This is a genomic window from Cellulosimicrobium sp. I38E (genome assembly GCF_001647255.1).
GTDB lineage: Bacteria > Actinomycetota > Actinomycetes > Actinomycetales > Cellulomonadaceae > Cellulosimicrobium > Cellulosimicrobium cellulans_E.
On record NZ_LUAZ01000041.1, the window covers coordinates 16,183 to 37,712 of the forward strand.

Consider the following 21,530-nt stretch of genomic DNA (forward strand, 5'->3'; position numbering starts at 1 on the left):
CGCGATGACCAACCCGTACGTTCCGCTTCTCGTCCTCATGGGCGTGGCCGCCGTGCTGGCTCTCGGCGGCGTGGCCGCGAGCGCGGTCATCGGCCCCAAGCGCTACAACCGCGCCAAGCTCGACGCCTACGAGTGCGGCATCGAGCCCACGCCCCACGCGATCGGCGGCGGGCGCTTCCCGATCAAGTACTACCTCGTCGCCATGACGTTCATCGTCTTCGACATCGAGGTCGTCTTCCTCTACCCGTGGGCGGTCGACTTCGCGACGCTCGCGACCTTCGGCCTCGTCGCGATGCTCGCGTTCCTCGCGCTCATCACCGTCCCGTTCGTCTACGAGTGGCGCCGGGGTGGTCTCGAGTGGGACTGAGCGGGCGACCGACCGTCCGCGCCAGCGGGCACCGGCGAGAGAACTAGGAGAACACCATGGGGATCGAGGAAGCTCCCTCGGGCTTCTTGCTGACCACGATCGAGGACCTCGCGGGGTACCTGCGCAAGGCGTCGCTCTGGCCCGTGACGTTCGGACTGGCGTGCTGCGCGATCGAGATGATGGCCGCCGGCGCCTCGCGGTTCGACCTCTCGCGCTTCGGCATGGAGGTCTTCCGGGCCTCCCCGCGCCAGGCGGACCTCATGATCGTGGCCGGGCGCGTGAGCCAGAAGATGGCGCCGGTCGTGCGGCAGGTCTACGACCAGATGAGCGAGCCCAAGTGGGTGCTGTCGATGGGCGTGTGCGCGTCCAGCGGCGGCATGTTCAACAACTACGCGATCGTGCAGGGCGTCGACCACATCGTGCCCGTGGACATCTACCTCCCGGGCTGCCCGCCGCGGCCGGAGATGCTCATCAACGCGATCCTCGCGCTGCACGACCAGATCCAGCACGAGCCGCTCGGCGTGAACCGCAAGGAGGCGGCGCGCGCCGCCGAGGCGGCGGCGCTCGAGGCGACGCCCACGTTCCAGATGAAGGGGCTGCTGCGGTGACGGACGAGAAGACGGGCGGCGGCACGCCCGTGCCGCAGCCCGAGGAGGTCAACGGCCCGCGGTCCGGCGACCTCGTGACGGGGGCGAGCGCTCCGCGCACGCTCGAGGTCGTCGAGGTGCGCGAGGGCATGTTCGGCGTCCACGGCTCGGGCGACACGTCCGGCTACGGGGGGCTCGTCCAGCCCGTCGCGATGCCCGGGGCGAGCCCGCGGCCGTACGGCGGCTGGTTCGACGAGGTCGTCGACGTCCTCGCGGAGGTGCTCGCCGAGGGCGGCACGCGGTTCGAGGCCGCGGTGGAGCGCGTCGTGGTGGACCCGCCCGGCGCGCACGCCGAGCTGACGATCCACGTGCACCGCGACCACCTCGTCGACGTGTGCCGCGCGCTGCGCGACGACCAGGACCTGCGGTTCGAGCTGAGCCTGGGCGTGAGCGGCGTGCACTTCCCGCACGACGTCGGCCGCGAGCTGCACGCCGTGTACCACCTCACGTCGATCACGCACGGACGTCGTCTGCGCCTCGAGGTGTCGGTGCCCGACGCCGACCCGCACGTGCCGACCACGACGTCCGTCTACCCGACGAACGACTGGCACGAGCGCGAGACGTGGGACTTCTTCGGCATCGTCTTCGACGGCCACCCGTCGCTCGCGCGCATCGAGATGCCCGACGACTGGCCGGGCCACCCGCAGCGCAAGGACTACCCGCTCGGCGGGATCCCCGTCGAGTACAAGGGCGCGACCGTGCCCCCGCCCGACACGAGGAGGTCGTACTCGTGAGCACGCACACCACCGGCGCCCCCGGCGCCGCCCCGCACTCGACCCGCCCGCCCGTCGGCGACTTCGACGACGGCGTCCCGAGCTTCGAGGCGTCGGGCGGCGACTGGGCCGACATCGCGGAGAGCGCCGTCGCTGCGGCCGCGCTCGGCGAGGAGCGCATCGTCGTCAACATGGGCCCGCAGCACCCGTCCACGCACGGCGTGCTCCGCCTCATGCTCGAGATCGACGGCGAGACGGTCACCGAGGCGCGCTGCGGCATCGGCTACCTGCACACCGGCATCGAGAAGAACATGGAGTACCGGACGTGGACGCAGGGCGTCACGTTCTGCACCCGCATGGACTACCTCGCGCCGCTGTTCCAGGAGACGGCGTACTGCCTCGCGGTCGAGAAGCTGCTCGGCATCACGGACGACGTGCCCGAGCGGGCCAGCGTCATCCGGGTGCTCATGATGGAGCTCAACCGGATCGCGTCCCACCTCGTGTGCCTGGGCACCGGCGGCAACGAGATGGGCGCGACGACCGTCATGACCATCGCGTTCACCGCGCGCGAGGAGATCCTGCGGATCTTCGAGGCCGTGACGGGCCTGCGCATGAACAACGCGTACGTGCGCCCCGGCGGGGTCGCGCAGGACGTCCCGCCAGACCTCGTCGAGCAGGTGCGCGCGGCCGACCCGCTCATCCGGCGGTACCTCGGCCAGCTCGGCGACCTCATGCTCGCCAACCCGATCTTCAAGGGCCGCCTCGTCGGGGTCGGGCACCTCAGCCTCGCGGGCTGCATGGCGCTCGGCGTCACCGGGCCGGTGCTGCGCTCCACGGGCCACCCGTACGACGTGCGCAAGTCCGACCCGTACTGCGGCTACGAGACGTACGACTTCGACGTCCCGACCGCGACCGGTGCCGACTGCTACGACCGCGTGGTGCTGCGGCTCGAGGAGTGCTACCAGTCGCTGCACATCGTCGAGCAGTGCCTCGAGCGCCTCGAGAGGACGGCCGGGCAGCCCGTCATGGTGGGCGACCGCAAGATCGCGTGGCCGGCGCAGCTCGCGATCGGGAGCGACGGCCAGGGCAACTCGCTCGAGCACATCAAGGAGATCATGGGCACCTCCATGGAGGCCCTGATCCACCACTTCAAGCTCGTCACCGAGGGCTTCCGCGTCCCGGTGGGGCAGGCGTGGCAGACCGTGGAGCACCCGCGCGGCGAGCTCGGGGTGCACCTCGTCTCCGACGGCGGCACGCGCCCCTACCGGGCGCACTTCCGCGACCCGTCGTTCAACAACCTCCAGGCCGTGGCGGCGATGTGCGAGGGCGGCCAGGTGGCCGACGTCGTGGTCGCCGTCGCCTCCCTGGACCCCGTGCTGGGAGGGGTGGACCGATGACCATCGACGCCGGACCTGCGACGAACGGCACGCCCGCCGGCGGGCCGCGCCCCGGGTACGACGCGGAGACGACGGCTCGCCTCGCCGCCGACGCCGCGCAGATCGTCGCCCGCTACCCCGAGTCCCGGTCGGCGCTGCTGCCGATGCTGCACCTCGTGCAGTCCGAGGACGGCTACGTCTCGCGCGACGGCATCCTGTTCTGCGCGGAGCAGCTCGGCCTCACCGCGGCCGAGGTCTCGGCCGTCGCGACGTTCTACACGCAGTACAAGCGCCACCCCAACGGGACGTACACCGTGGGCGTCTGCACGAACACGCTGTGCGCGATCATGGGCGGCGACGCGATCTTCGACGAGCTGTCGGACCACCTCGGCGTCGGGCACGACGAGACGACCGAGGACGGCGCGATCACGCTCGAGCGCGTGGAGTGCAACGCGGCCTGCGACTACGCGCCGGTCATGATGGTCAACTGGGAGTTCTTCGACAACCAGACGCCCGGCTCGGCGACCGACGTCGTCGACCGCCTCCGTGCGGGCGAGGCCGTCGCCCCGACGCGCGGCGCCGCGAGCGTGTGCACCTTCAAGCAGATGAGCCGGGTCCTCGCGGGCTTCCCCGACGGCCGCGCGGACGAGGGCGTCGGCGCCGGCGAGCCGACCCTCGCCGGCCTCCGCCTCGCGCGTGAGCAGGGCTGGACCGCACCCACCACGTCGGCAGGCGGGCCGGACGCCGGCGCGGGCACGGGCGCCCCGGAGAAGCCCGTCACCGGCGGCGAGCAGTCGAGCGCCGAGCGGAAGCCGACGACCGACGCCGACGTCGACCCCGGCGGCAAGGCCGAGTCTCCTGGCACCAAGCCCGACCCGTCGAAGGGAGCGGACGCATGAGCGAGCAGCAGGGCACCGTGGCCCGACCGACCCCGGACCCGCTGACCCCCGTCCTGTCGGACACGTGGGACGCGGACCGGTCCTGGACGCTGGCGTCCTACGTGGACCGCGGCGGCTACGAGGGCCTGCGCGCGGCGCTCGCCCAGGACCCGGCGGACGTCGTCGCGACGGTCAAGGCGTCGGGCCTGCGCGGCCGCGGCGGCGCGGGCTTCCCGACGGGCATGAAGTGGGGCTTCCTGCCCGCGCCCGACGGCGGCCCGCGCTACCTCGTGGTCAACGCGGACGAGTCCGAGCCGGGCACGTGCAAGGACATCCCGCTCATGCTCGCGAGCCCGCAGGCGCTCGTCGAGGGCGTCGCGATCACGTCGTACGCGATCGGGTGCGACCACGCGTTCATCTACGTGCGTGGCGAGGTGCTCCACGTGTACCGCCGGCTGCTGCGCGCGGTCGAGGAGGCGTACGAGGCCGGCTATCTGGGCAAGAACGTCCAGGGCTCGGGGTTCGACCTCGACGTCACGGTCCACGCCGGTGCGGGCGCGTACATCTGCGGCGAGGAGACGGCGCTGCTCGACTCGCTCGAGGGACGGCGCGGGCAGCCGCGGCTCAAGCCGCCGTTCCCCGCGGTCGCGGGCCTGTACGCGCGCCCGACGGTCGTCAACAACGTGGAGTCCATCGCGAGCGTGCCGTCGATCGTCGCGCGCGGCGCGGACTGGTTCACGTCGATGGGCACGGAGCGCTCGGCCGGGTTCGGCCTGTTCTCCCTGTCCGGTCACGTGACGCGCCCCGGCCAGTACGAGGCGCCGCTCGGCACGACGCTGCGCGAGCTCCTCGACCTCGCGGGCGGGATGCGCGGCGGCAAGGCGCTGAAGTTCTGGACGCCGGGCGGCTCGTCGACGCCGCTGTTCACGGACGCCCACCTCGACACGCCCCTCGACTACGAGTCGGTCGCGGCGGCGGGCTCGATGCTCGGCACGCGTGCGCTCCAGCTCTTCGACGAGACGACGTGCGTCGTGCGCGCCGTGAGCCGGTGGACGGACTTCTACGCGCACGAGTCGTGCGGCAAGTGCACGCCGTGCCGCGAGGGCACGTACTGGATGAAGCAGGTCCTGGCGCGCATCGAGGCGGGCCAGGGCACGGAGTCCGACCTCGACCTGCTCCTCGACACGTGCGACAACATCCTGGGCCGCGCGTTCTGCGCGCTCGGCGACGGCGCCACGTCGCCCGTGACGAGCAGCATCGAGCTCTTCCGCGACGAGTACGAGGCGCACATCGCGGAGCACCGCTGCCCGTTCGACCCGTCGGCCTCGGCCCTCTTCGACTACACGCCCCGCCCGGCCCGCGTCCTGACGGCAGGAGTGCACTGATGACGACCACGACCCCCGCCCCGGGCACCGGCTCAGCGGCCGTCCCCGCGGGTGGCGCGGCCAAGCCCCCGGTCCCCGCGGACCACGTGACGTTCACGATCGACGACGTCGAGATGTCGGTGCCGAAGGGCACGCTCGTGATCCGCGCGGCCGAGCAGATCGGGATCCAGATCCCGCGGTTCTGCGACCACCCGCTGCTGGAGCCCGCGGGCGCGTGCCGCCAGTGCCTCGTCGAGGTGGCGACGCCGGACCGCGAGGGCAACGTCCGGCCCATGCCGAAGCCGCAGGCGTCGTGCACGCTCGAGGCAACCCCCGGCATGGTGGTCAAGACCCAGCGCACGAGCCCGGTGGCCGACAAGGCGCAGCACGGGATCATGGAGCTGCTGCTCATCAACCACCCGCTCGACTGCCCGGTGTGCGACAAGGGCGGCGAGTGCCCGCTCCAGAACCAGGCGATGAGCAACGGCCGCGCGACGAGCCGGTTCGTCGACGTCAAGCGCACGTTCCCCAAGCCGATCGCGGTCTCGACGACGATCCTGCTCGACCGCGAGCGCTGTGTCCTGTGCCAGCGGTGCACGCGCTTCTCGCAGGAGATCGCGGGCGACGTGTTCATCGACCTGCAGAAGCGCGGCGCCGCGCAGCAGATCGGGCGCTTCGACGAGGCGGTGCTGGACTTCGCGCCGCCCGCGGGTCAGGCGCCTGGCGACCGCCCGGTCGGGCTCGCGCTCGAGGACGAGTCGGGCCTGCCGTTCGCGTCGTACTTCTCCGGCAACACGGTGCAGATCTGCCCGGTGGGCGCGCTCACGGGCGCGGCGTACCGGTTCCGCTCGCGCCCGTTCGACCTGGTCTCGACCCCCGGGGTCTCCGAGCACGACTCGTCGGGCTCCGCGATCCGCGTCGACCACCGTCGCGGCGTGGTGCTCCGCCGCCTCGCGGGCGAGGACCCGCTGGTCAACGAGGAGTGGATCACCGACCGCGACCGCTTCGCGTTCACGTGGCAGTCCGCGCCGGACCGCCTGACGCACCCGCTCGTGCGCGACCGCGAGGTCGCCCCGGACGGGACGGTGACGCGCGGCGAGCTGCGCCCCGCCTCGTGGGCGGAGGCGCTCGAGGTCGCCGCGGACGCCCTGACGCGGGCGCGCGACGCCGGGGGCGTGGCCGTCCTGCCGGGCGGGCGCCTCACGGTCGAGGACGCGTACGCCTACGCGAAGCTCGCGCGCACCTGGCTGCGCACCAACGACGTCGACCACCGCGCCCGCGCCCACAGCGCCGAGGAGGCGGCCTTCCTCGCGCACGCCGTCGCGGGACGTGCCGTCGGCCACGCCGGCGGGGTGACGTTCACCGACCTCGAGAAGGCGCCCGCCGTGCTGCTCGTCGGCCTCGAGGCCGAGGAGGAGGCGGGCGTGACGTTCCTGCGCCTGCGCAAGGGGGCGCTGCGGCACGGCGTCCGCGTGTTCTCCGTCGCGCCGTTCGCGTCGCGCGGCGTGCAGCGCATGCACGGGACGCTCCTCCCGGCCGCGCCGGGCACCGAGGCGGAGTGGCTCGACGGCATCGCCGCGGGCGACCAGGTCCGCACGCTCGACGAGGCCGAGGGCATCGACCTCCTCGCCGAGGTCAGCGACGCGCTCCGGGCGCCGGGCGCCGTGATCCTCGTCGGCGAGCGGCTCGCCGCGACGCGCGGCGGGTACAGCGCGCTGCTGCGCGCGGTCGCGGCGACGGGCGCACGCCTCGCGTGGGTCCCGCGCCGCGCCGGCGAGCGCGGCGGCGTCGAGGCCGGCACCCTGCCGAACCTCCTGCCGGGCGGACGCCCGGTCGCGGACGCCGCGGCTCGCGTCGACGTCGCCACCGTCTGGGGCGTGGCCGCGACGGACGACCAGCCGACCGGCCTCCCCGCGACGGCGGGTCGCGACGTCGGGGAGATGCTCGACGCGCTGTCGGTCGGTCAGCTCGCGGGCGCGCTCGTGGGCGGGCTCGAGCTCGACGACCTCCCCGACCCGGCGCACGCGCGCCGCGCGCTCGAGGCGGCCGGCGTCGTCGTCTCGCTCGAGGTGCGGCGCTCGGCGGTGACCGAGCTCGCGGACGTCGTGCTCCCCGTCGCCCCGCCCGTCGAGCGCGAGGGCGCGTACGTGAGCTGGGAAGGCCGCGTGCGTCCCTTCCCGGCGGCGCTCGCCTCGACGGCGATGACGGACCACCGCGTGCTCGACGCGCTCGCCGACGCGGCGGGCGTGAGCCTCGGCCTCGGCACCGTGGACGCGGTGCGTGCCGAGCTCGACCAGCTCGTGGGCGACGGCGCGTGGGACGGCGCGCGCGCCGCCGCGCCTGACGTCGAGACCACGGAGCCGCCCGCCGTCGCGCCCGGGACCGCGGTCCTCGCGGGCTGGCGGCTCCTGCTCGACGACGCGCGCGGCCAGGACGGCGAGCGCTACCTCGCCGGGACGGCGAAGCGCCCCGTGGCGCGGCTGTCCGCGGCGACCGCGGCCGCGGCCGACGTGTTCGACGGCGACGTCGTGCGCGTCTCCACGGACCGGGGCGCGATCACGCTCCCGGTCGTGGTGACGGACATGGTCGACCACGTGGTGTGGCTGCCCCTGCGCTCGCCGGGCTCGTCCGTGCACGCGACGCTCGGCGCGGTGCCGGGCGACGTCGTCCGCCTCGAGACCGTGAGCACCGACGGAGGGGAGGGCGCATGAGCGGCGTCCACGTGATCCACGCGCTCGCCACCGAGACGCCGGGCGTGCCCGGGATCACGGCGAACTTCTCGCAGGACAACGGGTGGACGTACCTGGTCAAGGCCGTCCTCATCCTCGTGTTCCTGCTGACGAGCGTGCTGTTCGCGATCTGGTTCGAGCGCAAGGTCGTGGCGCGCATGCAGGTGCGGCCCGGCCCCAACTGGCACGGCCCGTTCGGCCTGCTCCAGTCGCTCGCCGACGCGATGAAGCTCCTGCTCAAGGAGGACATCACCGTCAAGGCGGCGGACAAGTTCGTCTACCTGCTGGCGCCGATGATCTCCGTGTTCTGCGCGCTCCTCGTGTTCGCGGTCATCCCGTTCGGGCCCGAGGTGCAGATCCCGTTCACGGACTACGTGACGCCCGCCCAGCTCACCGACTTCCCGGTCGCGACGCTGTACATCCTCGCGTGCGCGTCGCTCGGCGTGTACGGGATCGTGCTCGGCGGTTGGTCGTCGGGGTCGACGTACCCGCTGCTCGGCTCGGTCCGCTCGACCGCGCAGGTCATCAGCTACGAGCTCGCGATGGGCCTCTCGCTCGTCTCCGTCTTCCTCATGGCGGGGTCGATGTCGACGTCGCGCATCGTCGACTCGCAGACGCAGCTCTGGTGGTTCCTCCCGCTCCTGCCGGCGTTCGTCATCTACGTCATCTCGATGGTCGGCGAGACGAACCGCCTCCCGTTCGACCTCCCCGAGGCCGAGGGCGAGCTCGTGTCCGGGTACATGACTGAGTACTCGTCGATGAAGTTCGCGTGGTTCTTCCTCGCGGAGTACATCAACATGCTCAACGTCTCCGCGGTCGCGACGACGCTGTTCCTCGGCGGGTGGCGCGCGCCGTGGCCGCTCTCGGCGATCAACGACGGGATGTTCAACGAGGGCTGGTGGCCCATCCTCTGGTTCCTCGTCAAGGTCTGGGCCGTCATGTTCTTCTTCGTGTGGGTCCGCGGCACGCTGCTGCGCCTGCGTTACGACCAGTTCATGCGGTTCGGCTGGAAGGTCCTCATCCCGTTCGCGCTCGCGTGGCTCGTGCTCCTCGCCGTCGCGCAGGCCGTGCGCCAGTTCCTCGACGTCGACCTGCGCGTCTTCGTCGGCATCGCCGTCGCGCTCGCCCTCGTGGTGGTGGTCGTCGTGTGGTTCTGGCCCGAGAAGAAGGCGCCACCCGGCGCGACGACCCGCGCCGCGGGAACCGGTCCCGAGCCGTTCGACGCGTTCGCGGGCGGGTTCCCCGTCCCGCCGCTGCCCGGGCAGTCGCTCCCGCCCTCGCCGCGCCGTCGCGCCCTCGTGCCCGACGACGTGGGCTCGCCCGGGACGTCCGGGTCATCTGGCACGCCCCACGACAAGGAGGTCGACCGTGGCTGACGAGCAGAAGCCGACCCGGCCCGGCGAGTACGAGGTCCGGCGCCCCCAGGCGAAGGGGCTGCGCGAGGCGCTCGCTCCCGTCGCGGGCTTCGGCGTCACGTTCTCCTCGATGTTCCGCCCGACGGTCACCGAGCAGTACCCGCGCCAGAAGGTGCCCACGAAGCCGCGCTATCACGGTCGGCACCAGCTCAACCGGTACCCCGACGGCCTCGAGAAGTGCATCGGGTGCGAGCTGTGCGCGTGGGCGTGCCCCGCGGACGCGATCTACGTCGAGGGCGCGGACAACGCGGACCTGCCGGACGGCGGCCACATGTCGCCGGGCGAGCGGTACGGGCGCGTCTACCAGATCAACTACCTGCGCTGCATCTTCTGCGGCCTGTGCATCGAGGCCTGCCCGACGCGCGCCCTGACGATGACCAACGAGTACGAGCTCGCCGGCCCGACGCGCGAGGGCATGATCTGGGAGAAGCAGGACCTGCTCGCGCCGCTCCAGGAGCGGATGCTCGCCGCGCCGCACCCGATGGTGCCCGGGACCTCGGACACCGAGTACTACCGCGGGGAGGTGAGCGGCCCGGTGGCCGAGCAGGTGGAGTGGGTGCGCGAGCACCGGCCGGACGACCCGACCCTCCCGCCGGAGCCCACGGGGCCGCCGCCGGAGGTCCGGCGGGTCACGCCGACCTCCGGGCGGTCCGCCGGCGCGTCGGCCCGGAAGGCCGCCCGGTGACCGCGAGCGGCGGCGAGGCGGTCCTCTTCTGGGTCCTCGCCCCCCTCATGGTCCTCGCGGCGCTCTCGCTCCTCTTCGCCCGCAAGGCGGTGCACGCCGCCATCGCGGTCATGTTCGTCATGGTCGACCTCGCGATCCTCTACATCGCGCAGGAGGCGTCGTTCCTCGGCGTCGTCCAGGTGGTCGTGTACACGGGCGCCGTCATGATGCTCTTCCTCTTCGTGCTCATGCTCGTCGGGGTCGACGCGTCGGACTCGCTCGTGGAGACGATCCGCGGTCAGCGCTGGGTCGGCGTGCTCCTCGGGCTCGGGCTCGGCGTCGTGCTGGTGGGCGTGGTCGCGCAGGCGACGTTCCCGCCGTCGGTGGGCCTCGAGCTCGCCAACGCGGCCACCAACCCGGTCGCGCTCGCGCGCGTGCTCTTCGCGGACTACGTGTTCGCGATGGAGGTGGTGGGCATCCTGCTCATCACCGCCGCGGTCTCGGCGCTCGTGCTCACGCACCGGCGCCGGCTCACCCCGAAGGTGGGTCAGCGCGAGCAGGCCGACGCGAAGGTCGCGGCGCTGCCCGCGGGCGGTCGGCTCACGCCGCTCGCCGCCCCCGGCGTGTACGCGCAGAACAACGCCATGGACACCCCGGCGCTCGACGCGCAGGGCCGGCCCATCGAGGAGTCGGTCTCCCGCATCCTGCGCATCCGCGGCCAGGAGCGGTCGGCCGGGACGATTCTTGAGGCCGAGCGCGAGGTGCTCGTCGAGCACGAGCCGCTGCGGGCGCTGCCCGCACTGCGGGCCCAGGACGCGAACGAGCGCACGGTGCAGACCGCGACCGCCGACCAGCCCGAGGGCGAGGCGCCCGCGGGGGAGGTCTCCGGGCCCGACGACCCGGGCCGGTCCCGGGTCCCCGGTGAAGCTCGCGGGACCGAGCGAGGAGAGGACTGATGGAGCTCACCAACTACCTCGTGCTCGCGGCGATCCTCTTCTCGATCGGCGCCGCGACCGTGCTGCTGCGACGCAACGCGATCATCGTGTTCATGGGCATCGAGCTCATGCTCAACGCGACGAACCTCGCGTTCGTGACCTTCGCCCGGATGCACGGCGACGTGACGGGGCAGGTGCTCGCCTTCTTCGTCATGGTCGTCGCGGCGGCGGAGGTCGTCGTCGGCCTCGCGATCATCGTGTCCATCTTCCGCACCCGTCGGTCCGCCTCGGTCGACGACGTCAACCTGCTCAAGAGCTGAGGGGCCGGCACCGATGACGACGCTCCTTCCCGCCCTGCCCACGGCGAGCGGACTGCTGGCCGCGACCGACGTCGTGCCCGCGTCCGAGACCGTGCCGGGCGCGTTTCTCGCGGCACCGTTCCTGGTGCTGCTCCCGCTCCTCGGGGCGGCCGTCCTCCTGCTCGCCGGGCGCCGCAGCGACCGCTGGGGCGCGTGGTTCGGCGTGCTCATGTCGGGAGCCGCGTTCGTGGTGGGCCTGGTCCTCTTCCTCGTGATGCTCGGGCTGCCCGTCGACGAGCGCGTGGTCGACTTCCGCATCGGCGACTGGATCGTCTCCGGCGGCCTCGACCTGGCGATGGGGCTGCGGATCGACCCGCTGTCCCTGACGTTCGTGCTCCTCGTGACGTTCGTCGGCACGCTCATCCACGTCTACGCGGTCGCCTACATGGCGCACGACCGCGACCGACGCCGGTTCTTCGCCTACCTCAACCTGTTCGTCGCGGCGATGCTCGTGCTCGTCCTCGCGGACTCCTACCTGCTGCTGTTCGTCGGCTGGGAGGGCGTGGGTCTGGCGTCGTACCTGCTCATCGGGTTCTGGAACCACAACCGCGCGTACGCGGTCGCGGCCAAGAAGGCGTTCGTCATGAACCGCGTGGGCGACATCGGCCTGATCGTCGCGCTCATGCTCATGTTCGCGACGTTCGGCGCGGTCGACTTCACGACGGTGTTCGCGCAGGCGCCCGAGGCGTCGACCGCGCTCCTCACCGCCACGAGCATCGCGCTCCTGCTCGCCGCGTGCGGCAAGTCGGCGCAGTTCCCGCTCCAGGCCTGGCTCGGCGACGCGATGGCCGGCCCGACGCCGGTCTCCGCCCTCATCCACGCGGCCACCATGGTCACGGCGGGCGTCTACCTCGTCGTCCGGTCGGCCCCGATCTTCGAGGGCGCGCCCACCGCGCAGCTCGTCGTCGTGATCGTCGGCGCGGTGACGCTGCTCTTCGGGGCGATCGTCGGCTGCGCCAAGGACGACATCAAGAAGGCGCTCGCGGCGTCGACCATGTCGCAGATCGGGTACATGATCCTCGCCGCCGGGCTCGGGCCGATCGGGTACGCGTTCGCGATCTTCCACCTCGTGACGCACGGCTTCTTCAAGGCCGGGATGTTCCTCGGCGCGGGCTCGGTCATGCACGGCATGGACGACCAGGTCGACATGCGCCGGTTCGGCGGGCTCGCGCGGTACATGAAGGTCACGTGGATCACGTTCATGATGGGCTGGCTCGCGATCCTCGGCATCCCGCCGTTCTCCGGCTTCTGGAGCAAGGACAAGATCATCGAGGCCGCGTTCGTCCCCGTCGACGGCGAGCCGTGGCGGGCGTGGGTCTTCGGCGGCGTCGCGCTGGTCGGCGCCGGGATCACCGCGTTCTACATGTCGCGCCTGTTCTTCATGACGTTCTCCGGGCGCCGCCGCTGGAACGACGGCAGCGGCTCCGCCGACGGGCTCGGCCCGCAGGACGGACCGGTCCAGCACCCCCACGAGTCCCCGCGCCTCATGACGTGGCCGATGATCGTCCTCGCGGTCGGGTCGGTCGCGCTGGGCGGCATCCTCGCCGCGGGCTCGCGGTTCGTCACGTGGCTCGAGCCGGTCACCGGGCACGCCGAGCACCACGAGCCGGTCCTGCCGGTGTGGTCGCTCATCACCCTGACGCTCCTGCTCGTCCTCGCCGGCGCGGCCCTCGCCTGGCGGCAGTACGCGATGTCGAGCGTCCCGGTCCGTGCGCCGCGGGGCTCCGTGCTCACGCGCGCCGCCCGGCGCGACCTGTACCAGGACGACGTCAACGAGACCGTGTTCATGCGGCCCGGCCAGTACCTCACGCGCTCGCTCGTCTACGCCGACAAGGAGATGGTCGACGGCGGCTGGATGGGCCTCGCCGGCCTGGTCGGCCGGGTCGGGGAGTGGCTGCGCGGGTGGCAGAACGGCTACGTGCGCTCGTACGGCGCGACGATGCTCGGCGGCCTCGTGGTGATCGTCGCGGTCGTCCTCGCCCTGACCACCGGCTCCGCGAGCTGAGAGGGAGACACCCATGACCACCTCCGTCCCCTGGCTGTCCCTGCTCGTCGCGTGGCCGCTCGTCGGCGCCGCGGCGGTGTGGCTCACGGCCTCCGCTCGCACGCGCGGCGTCGGCGCGGGAGCGCTGCGCACCGTGCGCGGCATCGCCCTCGGCGCCGCGCTCGTCGAGCTGGGCCTGCTCGTCGGCGCGTTCACGGCGTTCGACACGTCCGCCGCCGGCACGCACCAGCTCACCGAGACGTACCGCTGGATCCCGCAGATCGGCGCGAGCTACGCGGTGGGCGCCGACGGCGTCGCGCTCGCGCTCGTCGCGCTGTCGGTGCTGCTGGTCCCGCTCGTGGTCCTGGCCGCGTGGAAGGAGCAGGACGGCGACGTGCGCCGCCTGCGCCACTACCTCGCGCTCGTCCTGCTGCTCGAGGCGTTCATGGTCGCGGTGTTCGTCGCACGCGACGTGTTCCTCTTCTACGTGCTGTTCGAGGCGATGCTCATCCCGGTCTACTTCATGATCGGCGGGTTCGGCGTCGGGGCGCGGCGGCGCTACGCCGCGGTGAAGTTCCTGCTGTTCTCGCTCGCGGGCGGTCTGATCATGCTCGCGGCCGTCATCGCGCTGTACGTGCAGGTGCCGATCGACCCGACGACGGGCGCGCGCCCCGAGGACGCGTTCCTCACGTCGAACCTCGTGGGGTACTTCGCCGAGAACCCGATGCCGGTCACCACCGAGCGGCTGCTGTTCCTCGGTTTTTTCCTCGCGTTCGCCATCAAGGCGCCGCTCTTCCCCGTCCACACCTGGCTGCCCGACGCCGCGCAGCACGCGCCCGCGGGCACCTCCACGCTCCTCGTGGGCGTGCTGGACAAGGTCGGCACGTTCGGGATGCTCACGCTGTGCCTCCCGCTCTTCCCGCACGCGAGCGCGTGGGCGGCCCCCGTCGTGATCGTCCTGGCGGTCGTCTCGATCCTCTACGGCGCGCTCATGGCGATCGGCCAGAGCGATCTCATGCGACTCATCGCCTACACGTCGGTGTCGCACTTCGGGTTCATCGTGCTCGGCATCTTCGCGTTCACGTCGCTCAGCGTGTCCGGGTCGTCGCTGTACATGGTCAACCACGGCATCTCGACCGGTGCGCTGTTCCTCCTGGCGGGCTTCCTCATCGCCCGGCACCCGGAGCGCTCGCAGCGCATCGCGGACTACGGCGGCCTCCAGAAGGTCGTCCCCGTGCTCGCGGGGACGTTCCTCGTGGCGGGCCTCTCCGCGCTCTCGCTGCCCGGCCTGTCGACGTTCGTCAGCGAGATCATGGTGCTCGTCGGCACGTTCGCGCGCAGCCCGTGGGCCGCGCTCGTCGCGGTGCTCGGCGTCGTGCTCGCCGCGCTCTACGTGCTGCTGACCTACCAGCGGATCTTCACCGGCGGCACCCGCGAGGGGCTCGACCAGCTTCCCGACCTCGGCGCGCGCGAGAAGTGGGTCGTCGCGCCGCTGATCGTCGTCCTCCTCGTCCTCGGCTTCTACCCGGCGCCCGCGCTCGACCTCGTGCGCGAGCCCGCGGAGGTCACCCTGTCCGACCTCGCGGTGGCCGGCGTCGAGGACCCGCCGCGCTCCGACCCGTTCGCCGAGGGGACCGAGCTGGTCGCCTTCGAGAGCCAGGGGTCGTCCCTCACCCGTAGCACCGACGAAGGGAGCGAGTCGTGAACGACTCCTTCGTGGCCCCCACGGTCGACTGGCTCTACCTCGCCCCGATCCTCGTCGTGCTGGGCGCCGGCGTCGTCGGCGTGCTGATCGAGGCCTTCGTCCCGGCGCGCGTGCGGCGCACGACGCAGGTCGTCCTCGCGCTCCTCGCGACGGCCGCGGCGTTCGCGCTCGTCGTCGTGCTGTGGCGCGACCCGGCCGTGCAGGGGAGCGACGGCGCGCCCTACGGGGTGCGGGTGCTCGGCGGGTCGATGGTGATCGACCCGTTCGGGCTCGCGGTCCAGGGGATCGTCGTCCTGCTCGCGTTCCTGGCGATCCTCGTGATCGCCGACAAGACGTCGACCGGCCAGGACGCGTTCGCGCCGTCCGCGGCGGCGGTGCCCGGCTCGCCGTACGAGGACCTCACGCGGCGCAAGGGCCTCGAGCAGACCGAGGTCTACCCGCTCGTGCTCTTCGCCGTCGGCGGCATGATGATCTTCCCCGCGACCGGCAACCTCCTCGTGATGTTCGTCGCGCTCGAGGTGCTCTCGCTCCCGCTCTACGTGCTCTCGGCGATGGCGCGTCGGCGTCGTCTCCTGTCGCAGGAGGCGTCGTTCAAGTACTTCCTCCTCGGCGCGTTCGCGTCCGCCCTGTTCGTGTTCGGCGTCGCGCTCGTCTACGGCTTCGCCGGCTCGGTCGACCTCGTCGAGGTGTACCAGTCGCTCGCGACGCCCGAGGGGCCGCTCGCGACCATGCCCGGTCTCGTCGTCGTCGGCGTCCTGCTCATCCTCGCGGGCCTGCTCTTCAAGATCGGCGCTGCGCCGTTCCACGCGTGGACCCCCGACGTCTACCAGGGCGCCCCGACGCCGATCACCGGCTTCATGGCCGCGTGCACCAAGGCGGCCGCGTTCGGCGCGCTGCTGCGCGTCCTGTACGTCGTGAGCCTCGGCCTCGCGCAGTCGTCCCTCGCCACGCGCGAGGACCTCTTCGTCGCGCTGTGGATCGTCACGCTGCTCACCATGGTCGTCGGCACCGTCGTCGGTGCCGTGCAGACCGACGTCAAGCGCCTGCTCGCCTACTCGTCGATCGCGCACGCGGGCTTCATCCTCGTCGGCGTCGTCGGGTTCTCGCAGCTCTCGCTGCGGGCCACCGTCTTCTACCTGCTCGTCTACGGCCTCGCGACGGTCGGCGCGTTCGCCGTCGTCACGCTGGTGCGCGAGACCGCCCCGGTGCGCGAGCGCGTGCCCGTGGCGGTGGGTGCCGGGGCGGCAGGGACCGACGCGACGGGCGGCGACGCGGACAACGCGACGGACGGGGCCACGGAGCAGCCGGTCGCCGTCCTCGGCGAGGCGACGCACCTCGCCCAGTGGGCGGGGCTCGGACGCCGGAGCCCGTGGCTCGCGGGCGTGTTCTCCCTCTTCCTCCTCTCCATGGCGGGCATCCCGCTCACGGCGGGCTTCGTGGCGAAGTTCACCGCGTTCGGCGCGGCCATCGCCGGGCCCGACGGCCAGGGCGGCGGCTCGACGTGGGTGCTCGCCGTGGTCGGCGTCCTCGCGTCGGCCGTCGCGGTGTTCTTCTACGTCCGCATCATCGTGCTGATGTTCTTCACCGCGCCCTCCGGGGGGCCTGCGGACGGGGCGGACGACGACGGCGCCGCGCTCGAGGGGCCGGGCGTGACCGTCGTCCGGTCGACCGGCCCGACGACGATCGCGATCGCCGTGTGCGCGCTCGGGGTGCTCCTTCTCGGTGTGTTCCCGTCCCCGGTTCTCGATCTGGCGGCCGAGGCGGTTAAGTTCGTCCCGTGACCTCTGTGCCTTCCGTGCCGCCCGCGCCCGCCGGGCCCCGCGGCCCGCGTGATCGGACCGCGCCCGTGACCACCACCGCGATCCCGATCTCGGACCCCGAGCTCGCGGCCGCCCTCACCGAGCGGCTCGCCGGGGTCGAGGCTCGGCTGCGCGACGCCGTCGCGCACGCCGACCCGCTCGCCGACACCGCGTCCCGCCATCTCGTCAACGCGGGGGGCAAGCGCCTGCGGCCGCTGCTCACGCTGCTCGCCGCGGAGCTCGGGGACGGGACGCGCCCAGAGGTCGTGGAGTCCGCGGTCGTCGTCGAGCTCACGCACCTCGCGTCGCTGTACCACGACGACGTCATGGACTCTGCCCCGGTGCGCCGAGGGGCCCCGTCCGCGCACGCCGTGTGGGGGAACTCGGTCGCCATCATGGTCGGCGACCTGCTCTTCGCCCGCGCCGCGTCGACCGTCGCGGCGCTCGGGCCGGAGGCCGTCTTGATCCAGGCGAAGACGTTCGAGCGGCTGTGCCTGGGACAGCTGCACGAGACGATCGGTCCGGGGGAGGGCGACGACCCCGTCGAGCACTATCTCGAGGTGCTCGCCGACAAGACGGCCTCGCTCCTGTCGACGTCCGCGCGGCTCGGTGCCATGTTCGCGGGGTGCCCGACGGCCGTCGTCGACACGGTCGCGGCCTACGGGGAGAAGCTCGGGGTCGCGTTCCAGCTCGCCGACGACGTGCTCGACCTGGCGTCGTCGGGCGACGAGTCGGGCAAGACCCCGGGCACGGACCTGCGCGAGAAGGTGCCGACCATGCCGGTCCTGTTGCTGCGTGCCCGCATCGCGAACGGGACCGCGAGCGAGGCGGACGCCGGGCTCGTCGAGCTGCTCGACTCCGACCTGACGGACGACGCCGCGCTCGCCGCGGCCGTGGCCGCGCTGCGACGCCACGAGGTGCTCGGGGAGACGCGGGCGCTGGCGGTGCGCTGGGCCCGTTCCGCCGTGGAGGAGCTCGACGCGCTCCCCGCGGGCCCGGTCACCGACGCGCTGCGCTCCTTCGCGGAGGCGCTCGCCGACCGCGCCGCCTGACGGGCTCGTGGAGGGGTGATCTTTCGTCCGGTGGCCGGTCGCCCGGCACGCCGACGCGGTCGGGCCGCATCGTTGCCTCCGTCACCGGGTTGACCTGCCGGGACGTCGCGTCGGTCCGCCGCGATGGTCGCTGTGACGCGGCGTCGCAGGCGGGAGGGTGGGGAGTGCTCCCCATGGAACGGGTGTCGGATTTCACCCTGTCGCCCGCTATCCTCGAGTGCGCGATCGGTGGGGCCGCCTGGAAAGTGCGAGATCGAGGGGGCTGGAGAAGGGGACCGATCGTCTCCCGATCCAACTCCTCGGAGGACCTGTGGGTTTCCTGGCGCGTCTGCACGAGCACCGCCGCACCGTCGCGTCGGTGACGACCGTGTCGGTGTTCTCGACGGCGCTGGTGGGGATGGCGTTCCTCTACGAGGGCGAGGCCACGGCGGACGTGGACCTGAACGACTCGGGCGTGTGGGTGACGAAGACGTCGGCCGGGCTGCTGGGTCGGTTCAACTCCGCCTCGCAGGCGGTGGACGGGACGTTGAACGCGGGCAGCGCGTCGTTCGACGTGCAGCAGGACGCCGGGCGGGTGCTCCTCGAGGACTCGGGGACCGGGACGGCGTCGCCGGTGAGCGTCGCGCACCTCAAGCTGGACGGGCAGCTCCGCCTACCGCCCGACGCCCTGGTGGTGTCCGGAGGTGCGACGACCGCCATCCTCGACGGCGAGGAGGGCCGGCTGTGGGTGCTGCCGTTCGACGGCGTCGCGTCGTTCGACGCGGAGGAGCTCGACCCCACGGTCGAGGTGGACGGCGGGGGTGACGTCGCCGTCGCGCAGGACGGGACGGTGTTCGCGGCGATCCCCTCGACGGGGACGTTGTGGACGGTGGCGACGACGTCCAGAGGCACGGTGGACGGCGAGGTGTCGTCCACCGCGCTCCCGGTGGGCAAGGGTGCCGAGGTCGAGGTGACCGCGGTGGGCGACGAGCCCGTGGTGCTGGACCGGTCGGCGTCGCAGCTGGTCCTGCCGGGCGGGAAGACGGTCGCGCTGGAGGACGGCGCGGAGGCGCGCCTGCAGCAGCCGTCGGCCGGCTCGCAGAACGTCGTCGTGGCGACGACCACGGGTCTGGTGACGCAGCCGCTGAAGGGCGGCGACGCCCTGCGACGGGCGGCCGAGGGACGACCGGGTGCGCCGGTGCAGCTCGGTGCGTGCACGTACGGCGCGTGGGCCTCGACGGGTCAGGTGATCCGTGACTGCGAGGGCACCGATCGCGACCTGGACACCCGCCTGGAGGGGATCGATCCTCAGGCGCGGCTCGAGTACCGGGTGAACCGGCAGGTGATCGTGCTGAACGATCTCGCGGCGGGGACGTTGTGGATGGCGGCGGACGAGTACCAGAAGGTCGACGACTGGGACGTCCAGATGCCGGAGGAGGCCGAGGGCGAGGAGTCCGACGCGGAGCTGACGAACCCGGAGCAGGTGGACCAGTTCATCGCGGACCGGTCCCAGCCGAACAAGCCGCCGCAGCCCAAGGACGACTCGTTCGGGGTGCGTCCGGGGCGTACGACGATCCTGCCGGTGCTGGGCAACGACGTGGACCCGGACGGGGACGTGATGACGGCGTCCGTCGCGGGCGACGGCCCGGACGGGATCACGGTGCAGCAGATCATGGGCGGAGCTGCCGTGCAGGCCGTGGTGCCGGACGGCGCGACCGGTACGGAGTCTTTCCGGTACTCCGTCTCGGACGGGCGCGGGGGCGTGGCCGAGGCCGGCGTCACCCTGAAGGTGTCGCCGTGGGGGGAGAACGCGGCGCCGGAGCAGACGGGTGACCCGGTGCTGCGGGTCGGGCAGGGCGGTCGGGCCACGATCAAGGTGCTGCCGTACTTCAAGGACCCGGACGGGGACGACCTCTATCTCGCCTCGGCCGCGGCGACGGTCGCGGGTGACGACGTGCGCTCGCGTCCCGACGGGACGGTCGAGTTCCGCGACGGCGGCGGCTCCACCGGCCGCAAGATCGTCACGGTCACCGTCGCGGACGGGCAGGGCGGGGTGTTCGAGGGCAAGCTCCTGGTGGACGTCGTGCCGGGGCCGCAGCCGCCGGTCGCGGTGAACGACCACGTGGTGGTGCCGGCGGGTCAGCCGGTGACGGTCGAGCCGTTGCGCAACGACTCCGACCCGAACGACGACGAGCTGCGTCTGGTGTCGGTCTCGGAGTCCGCGCCGGCCCAGATCACCACGAATCCCGACGCCGGCACGTTCACCTTCCTGTCGATGGAGCCGCGGTCGTACGACCTGACGTACCAGGTGACGGACGGTCCGAACGTGACGACGGGTCTGGTTCGCGTGGACGTGCTGCCGCCGTCGGAGGCCGAGGGCGCCCCGATCGTGGTGACCGACACGGCGCTGCTGCCGGCGGGCGGGTCGACCCTGGTCGACGTGCTGGCCAACGACACCGACCCCGCCGGGGGCGTCCTCGTGGTCCAGTCCGTGCGCGTGCCCGCCGACGCGGGCGTGTCGGTCGCCGTGCTCGCGCACCAGATGCTGCGCATCACCGAGCTGCGCCGGCTCGACGGTCCCGTCACCGTCACGTACACCGTGTCGAACGGCACGGAGACGGCCACCGGCGAGGTGCGGGTGGTGCCCGTGCCGGCGCCGACGCGGTTGCAGCCGCCGCAGGCGGCGGCGGACGAGGTCACGGTGCACGCGGGGGACGTGGTGACGGTCCCGGTGCTGAAGAACGACACCCACCCCGACGGGCTGGAGCTGTTCCTGCAGCCCGAGCTCGAGCAGGACGTGGACCCCGCGCTGGGGGAGGCGTTCGTCTCGGAGGACACGCTGCGGTTCAAGGCCGGTCCCGAGGCCGGGACCGCGTACGCGATCTACCGCGTGCGGGACGTCAACGGGCAGGAGGACTCCGCCCAGGTCACGATCCGCATCCGTGACGGCGAGGACAACGCACCACCGCAGCCCCGTGAGATCGACGCCCGCGTCCTGTCGGGCTCGAGCGTGCGTGTGGACGTCCCGCTGGACGGGATCGACCCCGACGGCGACTCCGTCCAGGTCTCGGGCGTGGCGTCGCCCCCCTCGAAGGGCACGGCTCAGGTCGAGGCCGGCTCCCTGCTCTACACCGCGTCGAAGAACGCGAGCGGGCTCGACGTCTTCACGTACACCGTGCTGGACGCGCGCGGCGCGACGGCGACCGGCACCGTGCGCGTGGGGATCGCGCGTCCGGGCGAGACCAACCAGCCCCCCGTCGCGGTGGACGACGAGATCACGGTCCGGCCCGGGCGCACGGTCTCGGTCGCGGCCCTGGCCAACGACACCGACCCCGACGGCGACCAGGTCGGCCTGGTCCCCGGCGGCATCGAGGACACCCACGACCTGGACGCCGAGGTCGTCGTCGACCGCATCGTGCTGACCTCCCCCGACGCCGACGGCGCCTACACCTTCTACTACCAGGTCCAGGACACCTACGGCGCCCGCGCCACCGGCGCCGTGACCGTCAACGTCGCCGCCGACGCACCCCTGCTGCCCCCCGTCGCGCGCGACGACACCGTGCC

At 72.6% G+C, this 21,530-nt stretch carries 16 protein-coding genes; all 16 read left to right on the forward strand.

From position 1 onward, the window contains the following. The first annotated feature begins 4 nt into the window (after window positions 1–4). Window positions 5–367, forward strand: a complete 363-nt coding sequence (locus tag A0J59_RS14140; RefSeq protein WP_047234407.1) for an NADH-quinone oxidoreductase subunit A — start codon at window positions 5–7, stop codon at window positions 365–367. 56 nt (window positions 368–423) lie between these two features. Then, window positions 424–975: an NADH-quinone oxidoreductase subunit B family protein gene (locus A0J59_RS14145; RefSeq protein ID WP_047234408.1), complete on the forward strand. Its 552-nt coding sequence runs from the start codon at window positions 424–426 to the stop codon at window positions 973–975. 74 nt (window positions 976–1,049) lie between these two features. After that, window positions 1,050–1,748, forward strand: a complete 699-nt coding sequence (locus A0J59_RS14150) for an NADH-quinone oxidoreductase subunit C (protein WP_047234423.1) — start codon at window positions 1,050–1,052, stop codon at window positions 1,746–1,748. Beyond that, on the forward strand, window positions 1,745–3,124 hold the full coding sequence (locus A0J59_RS14155) for an NADH-quinone oxidoreductase subunit D (protein ID WP_047234409.1): 1,380 nt from the start codon (window positions 1,745–1,747) through the stop codon (window positions 3,122–3,124). The genes A0J59_RS14150 and A0J59_RS14155 overlap by 4 nt, the downstream gene beginning before the upstream one ends. Further along, a complete protein-coding gene (nuoE, locus tag A0J59_RS14160; RefSeq protein WP_047234410.1) occupies window positions 3,121–4,002 on the forward strand; it encodes an NADH-quinone oxidoreductase subunit NuoE in 882 nt (293 codons plus the stop codon). The genes A0J59_RS14155 and nuoE overlap by 4 nt, the downstream gene beginning before the upstream one ends. After that, a complete protein-coding gene (gene nuoF, locus A0J59_RS14165; RefSeq protein WP_047234411.1) occupies window positions 3,999–5,366 on the forward strand; it encodes an NADH-quinone oxidoreductase subunit NuoF in 1,368 nt (455 codons plus the stop codon). The genes nuoE and nuoF overlap by 4 nt, the downstream gene beginning before the upstream one ends. Further along, the gene (locus A0J59_RS14170) at window positions 5,366–8,056 is read left to right on the forward strand and encodes an NADH-quinone oxidoreductase subunit G (protein WP_047234412.1); all 2,691 of its coding nucleotides are present in this window, start codon (window positions 5,366–5,368) and stop codon (window positions 8,054–8,056) included. The genes nuoF and A0J59_RS14170 overlap by 1 nt, the downstream gene beginning before the upstream one ends. Continuing rightward, window positions 8,053–9,450, forward strand: a complete 1,398-nt coding sequence (gene nuoH / locus A0J59_RS14175; protein ID WP_082141503.1) for an NADH-quinone oxidoreductase subunit NuoH — start codon at window positions 8,053–8,055, stop codon at window positions 9,448–9,450. Before A0J59_RS14170 ends, nuoH begins: the two co-directional genes overlap by 4 nt. After that, window positions 9,443–10,174, forward strand: a complete 732-nt coding sequence (nuoI, locus tag A0J59_RS14180; protein WP_082379559.1) for an NADH-quinone oxidoreductase subunit NuoI — start codon at window positions 9,443–9,445, stop codon at window positions 10,172–10,174. The genes nuoH and nuoI overlap by 8 nt, the downstream gene beginning before the upstream one ends. After that, entirely contained in the window at window positions 10,171–11,109 is a 939-nt protein-coding gene (locus tag A0J59_RS14185; RefSeq protein WP_047234413.1) for an NADH-quinone oxidoreductase subunit J, read from the forward strand. The genes nuoI and A0J59_RS14185 overlap by 4 nt, the downstream gene beginning before the upstream one ends. Further along, window positions 11,109–11,408: an NADH-quinone oxidoreductase subunit NuoK gene (gene nuoK, locus A0J59_RS14190; RefSeq protein ID WP_047234414.1), complete on the forward strand. Its 300-nt coding sequence runs from the start codon at window positions 11,109–11,111 to the stop codon at window positions 11,406–11,408. Before A0J59_RS14185 ends, nuoK begins: the two co-directional genes overlap by 1 nt. A gap of 13 nt (window positions 11,409–11,421) precedes the next feature. Next, window positions 11,422–13,452, forward strand: a complete 2,031-nt coding sequence (nuoL, locus tag A0J59_RS14195; protein WP_047234415.1) for an NADH-quinone oxidoreductase subunit L — start codon at window positions 11,422–11,424, stop codon at window positions 13,450–13,452. Window positions 13,453–13,465: 13 nt separating this feature from the next. Continuing rightward, window positions 13,466–15,136, forward strand: coding sequence for an NADH-quinone oxidoreductase subunit M (locus A0J59_RS14200; RefSeq protein WP_064316536.1), 1,671 nt, complete (start codon window positions 13,466–13,468; stop codon window positions 15,134–15,136). Continuing rightward, window positions 15,133–16,917 (forward strand): NADH-quinone oxidoreductase subunit NuoN, encoded by a 1,785-nt coding sequence (gene nuoN / locus A0J59_RS14205; RefSeq protein ID WP_064316537.1) that lies wholly within the window; start codon window positions 15,133–15,135, stop codon window positions 16,915–16,917. The genes A0J59_RS14200 and nuoN overlap by 4 nt, the downstream gene beginning before the upstream one ends. Window positions 16,918–16,982: 65 nt before the next feature. Continuing rightward, window positions 16,983–17,987, forward strand: a complete 1,005-nt coding sequence (locus A0J59_RS14210) for a polyprenyl synthetase family protein (RefSeq protein WP_053369597.1) — start codon at window positions 16,983–16,985, stop codon at window positions 17,985–17,987. A gap of 358 nt (window positions 17,988–18,345) precedes the next feature. Then, on the forward strand, window positions 18,346–21,530 hold a 3,185-nt coding region (locus A0J59_RS14215; RefSeq protein ID WP_255365230.1), incomplete at its 3' end, for an Ig-like domain-containing protein.

Coding starts and splice junctions, on each gene's coding strand:
- A0J59_RS14140 (WP_047234407.1), top strand. CDS start 5: ATGACCAACCCGTACGTTCCGCTTCTCGTCCTCATGGGCGTGGCCGCC.
- A0J59_RS14145 (WP_047234408.1), top strand. CDS start 424: ATGGGGATCGAGGAAGCTCCCTCGGGCTTCTTGCTGACCACGATCGAG.
- nuoE (WP_047234410.1), top strand. CDS start 3,121: ATGACCATCGACGCCGGACCTGCGACGAACGGCACGCCCGCCGGCGGG.
- nuoF (WP_047234411.1), top strand. CDS start 3,999: ATGAGCGAGCAGCAGGGCACCGTGGCCCGACCGACCCCGGACCCGCTG.
- A0J59_RS14170 (WP_047234412.1), top strand. CDS start 5,366: ATGACGACCACGACCCCCGCCCCGGGCACCGGCTCAGCGGCCGTCCCC.
- nuoH (WP_082141503.1), top strand. CDS start 8,053: ATGAGCGGCGTCCACGTGATCCACGCGCTCGCCACCGAGACGCCGGGC.
- nuoK (WP_047234414.1), top strand. CDS start 11,109: ATGGAGCTCACCAACTACCTCGTGCTCGCGGCGATCCTCTTCTCGATC.
- nuoL (WP_047234415.1), top strand. CDS start 11,422: ATGACGACGCTCCTTCCCGCCCTGCCCACGGCGAGCGGACTGCTGGCC.
- A0J59_RS14200 (WP_064316536.1), top strand. CDS start 13,466: ATGACCACCTCCGTCCCCTGGCTGTCCCTGCTCGTCGCGTGGCCGCTC.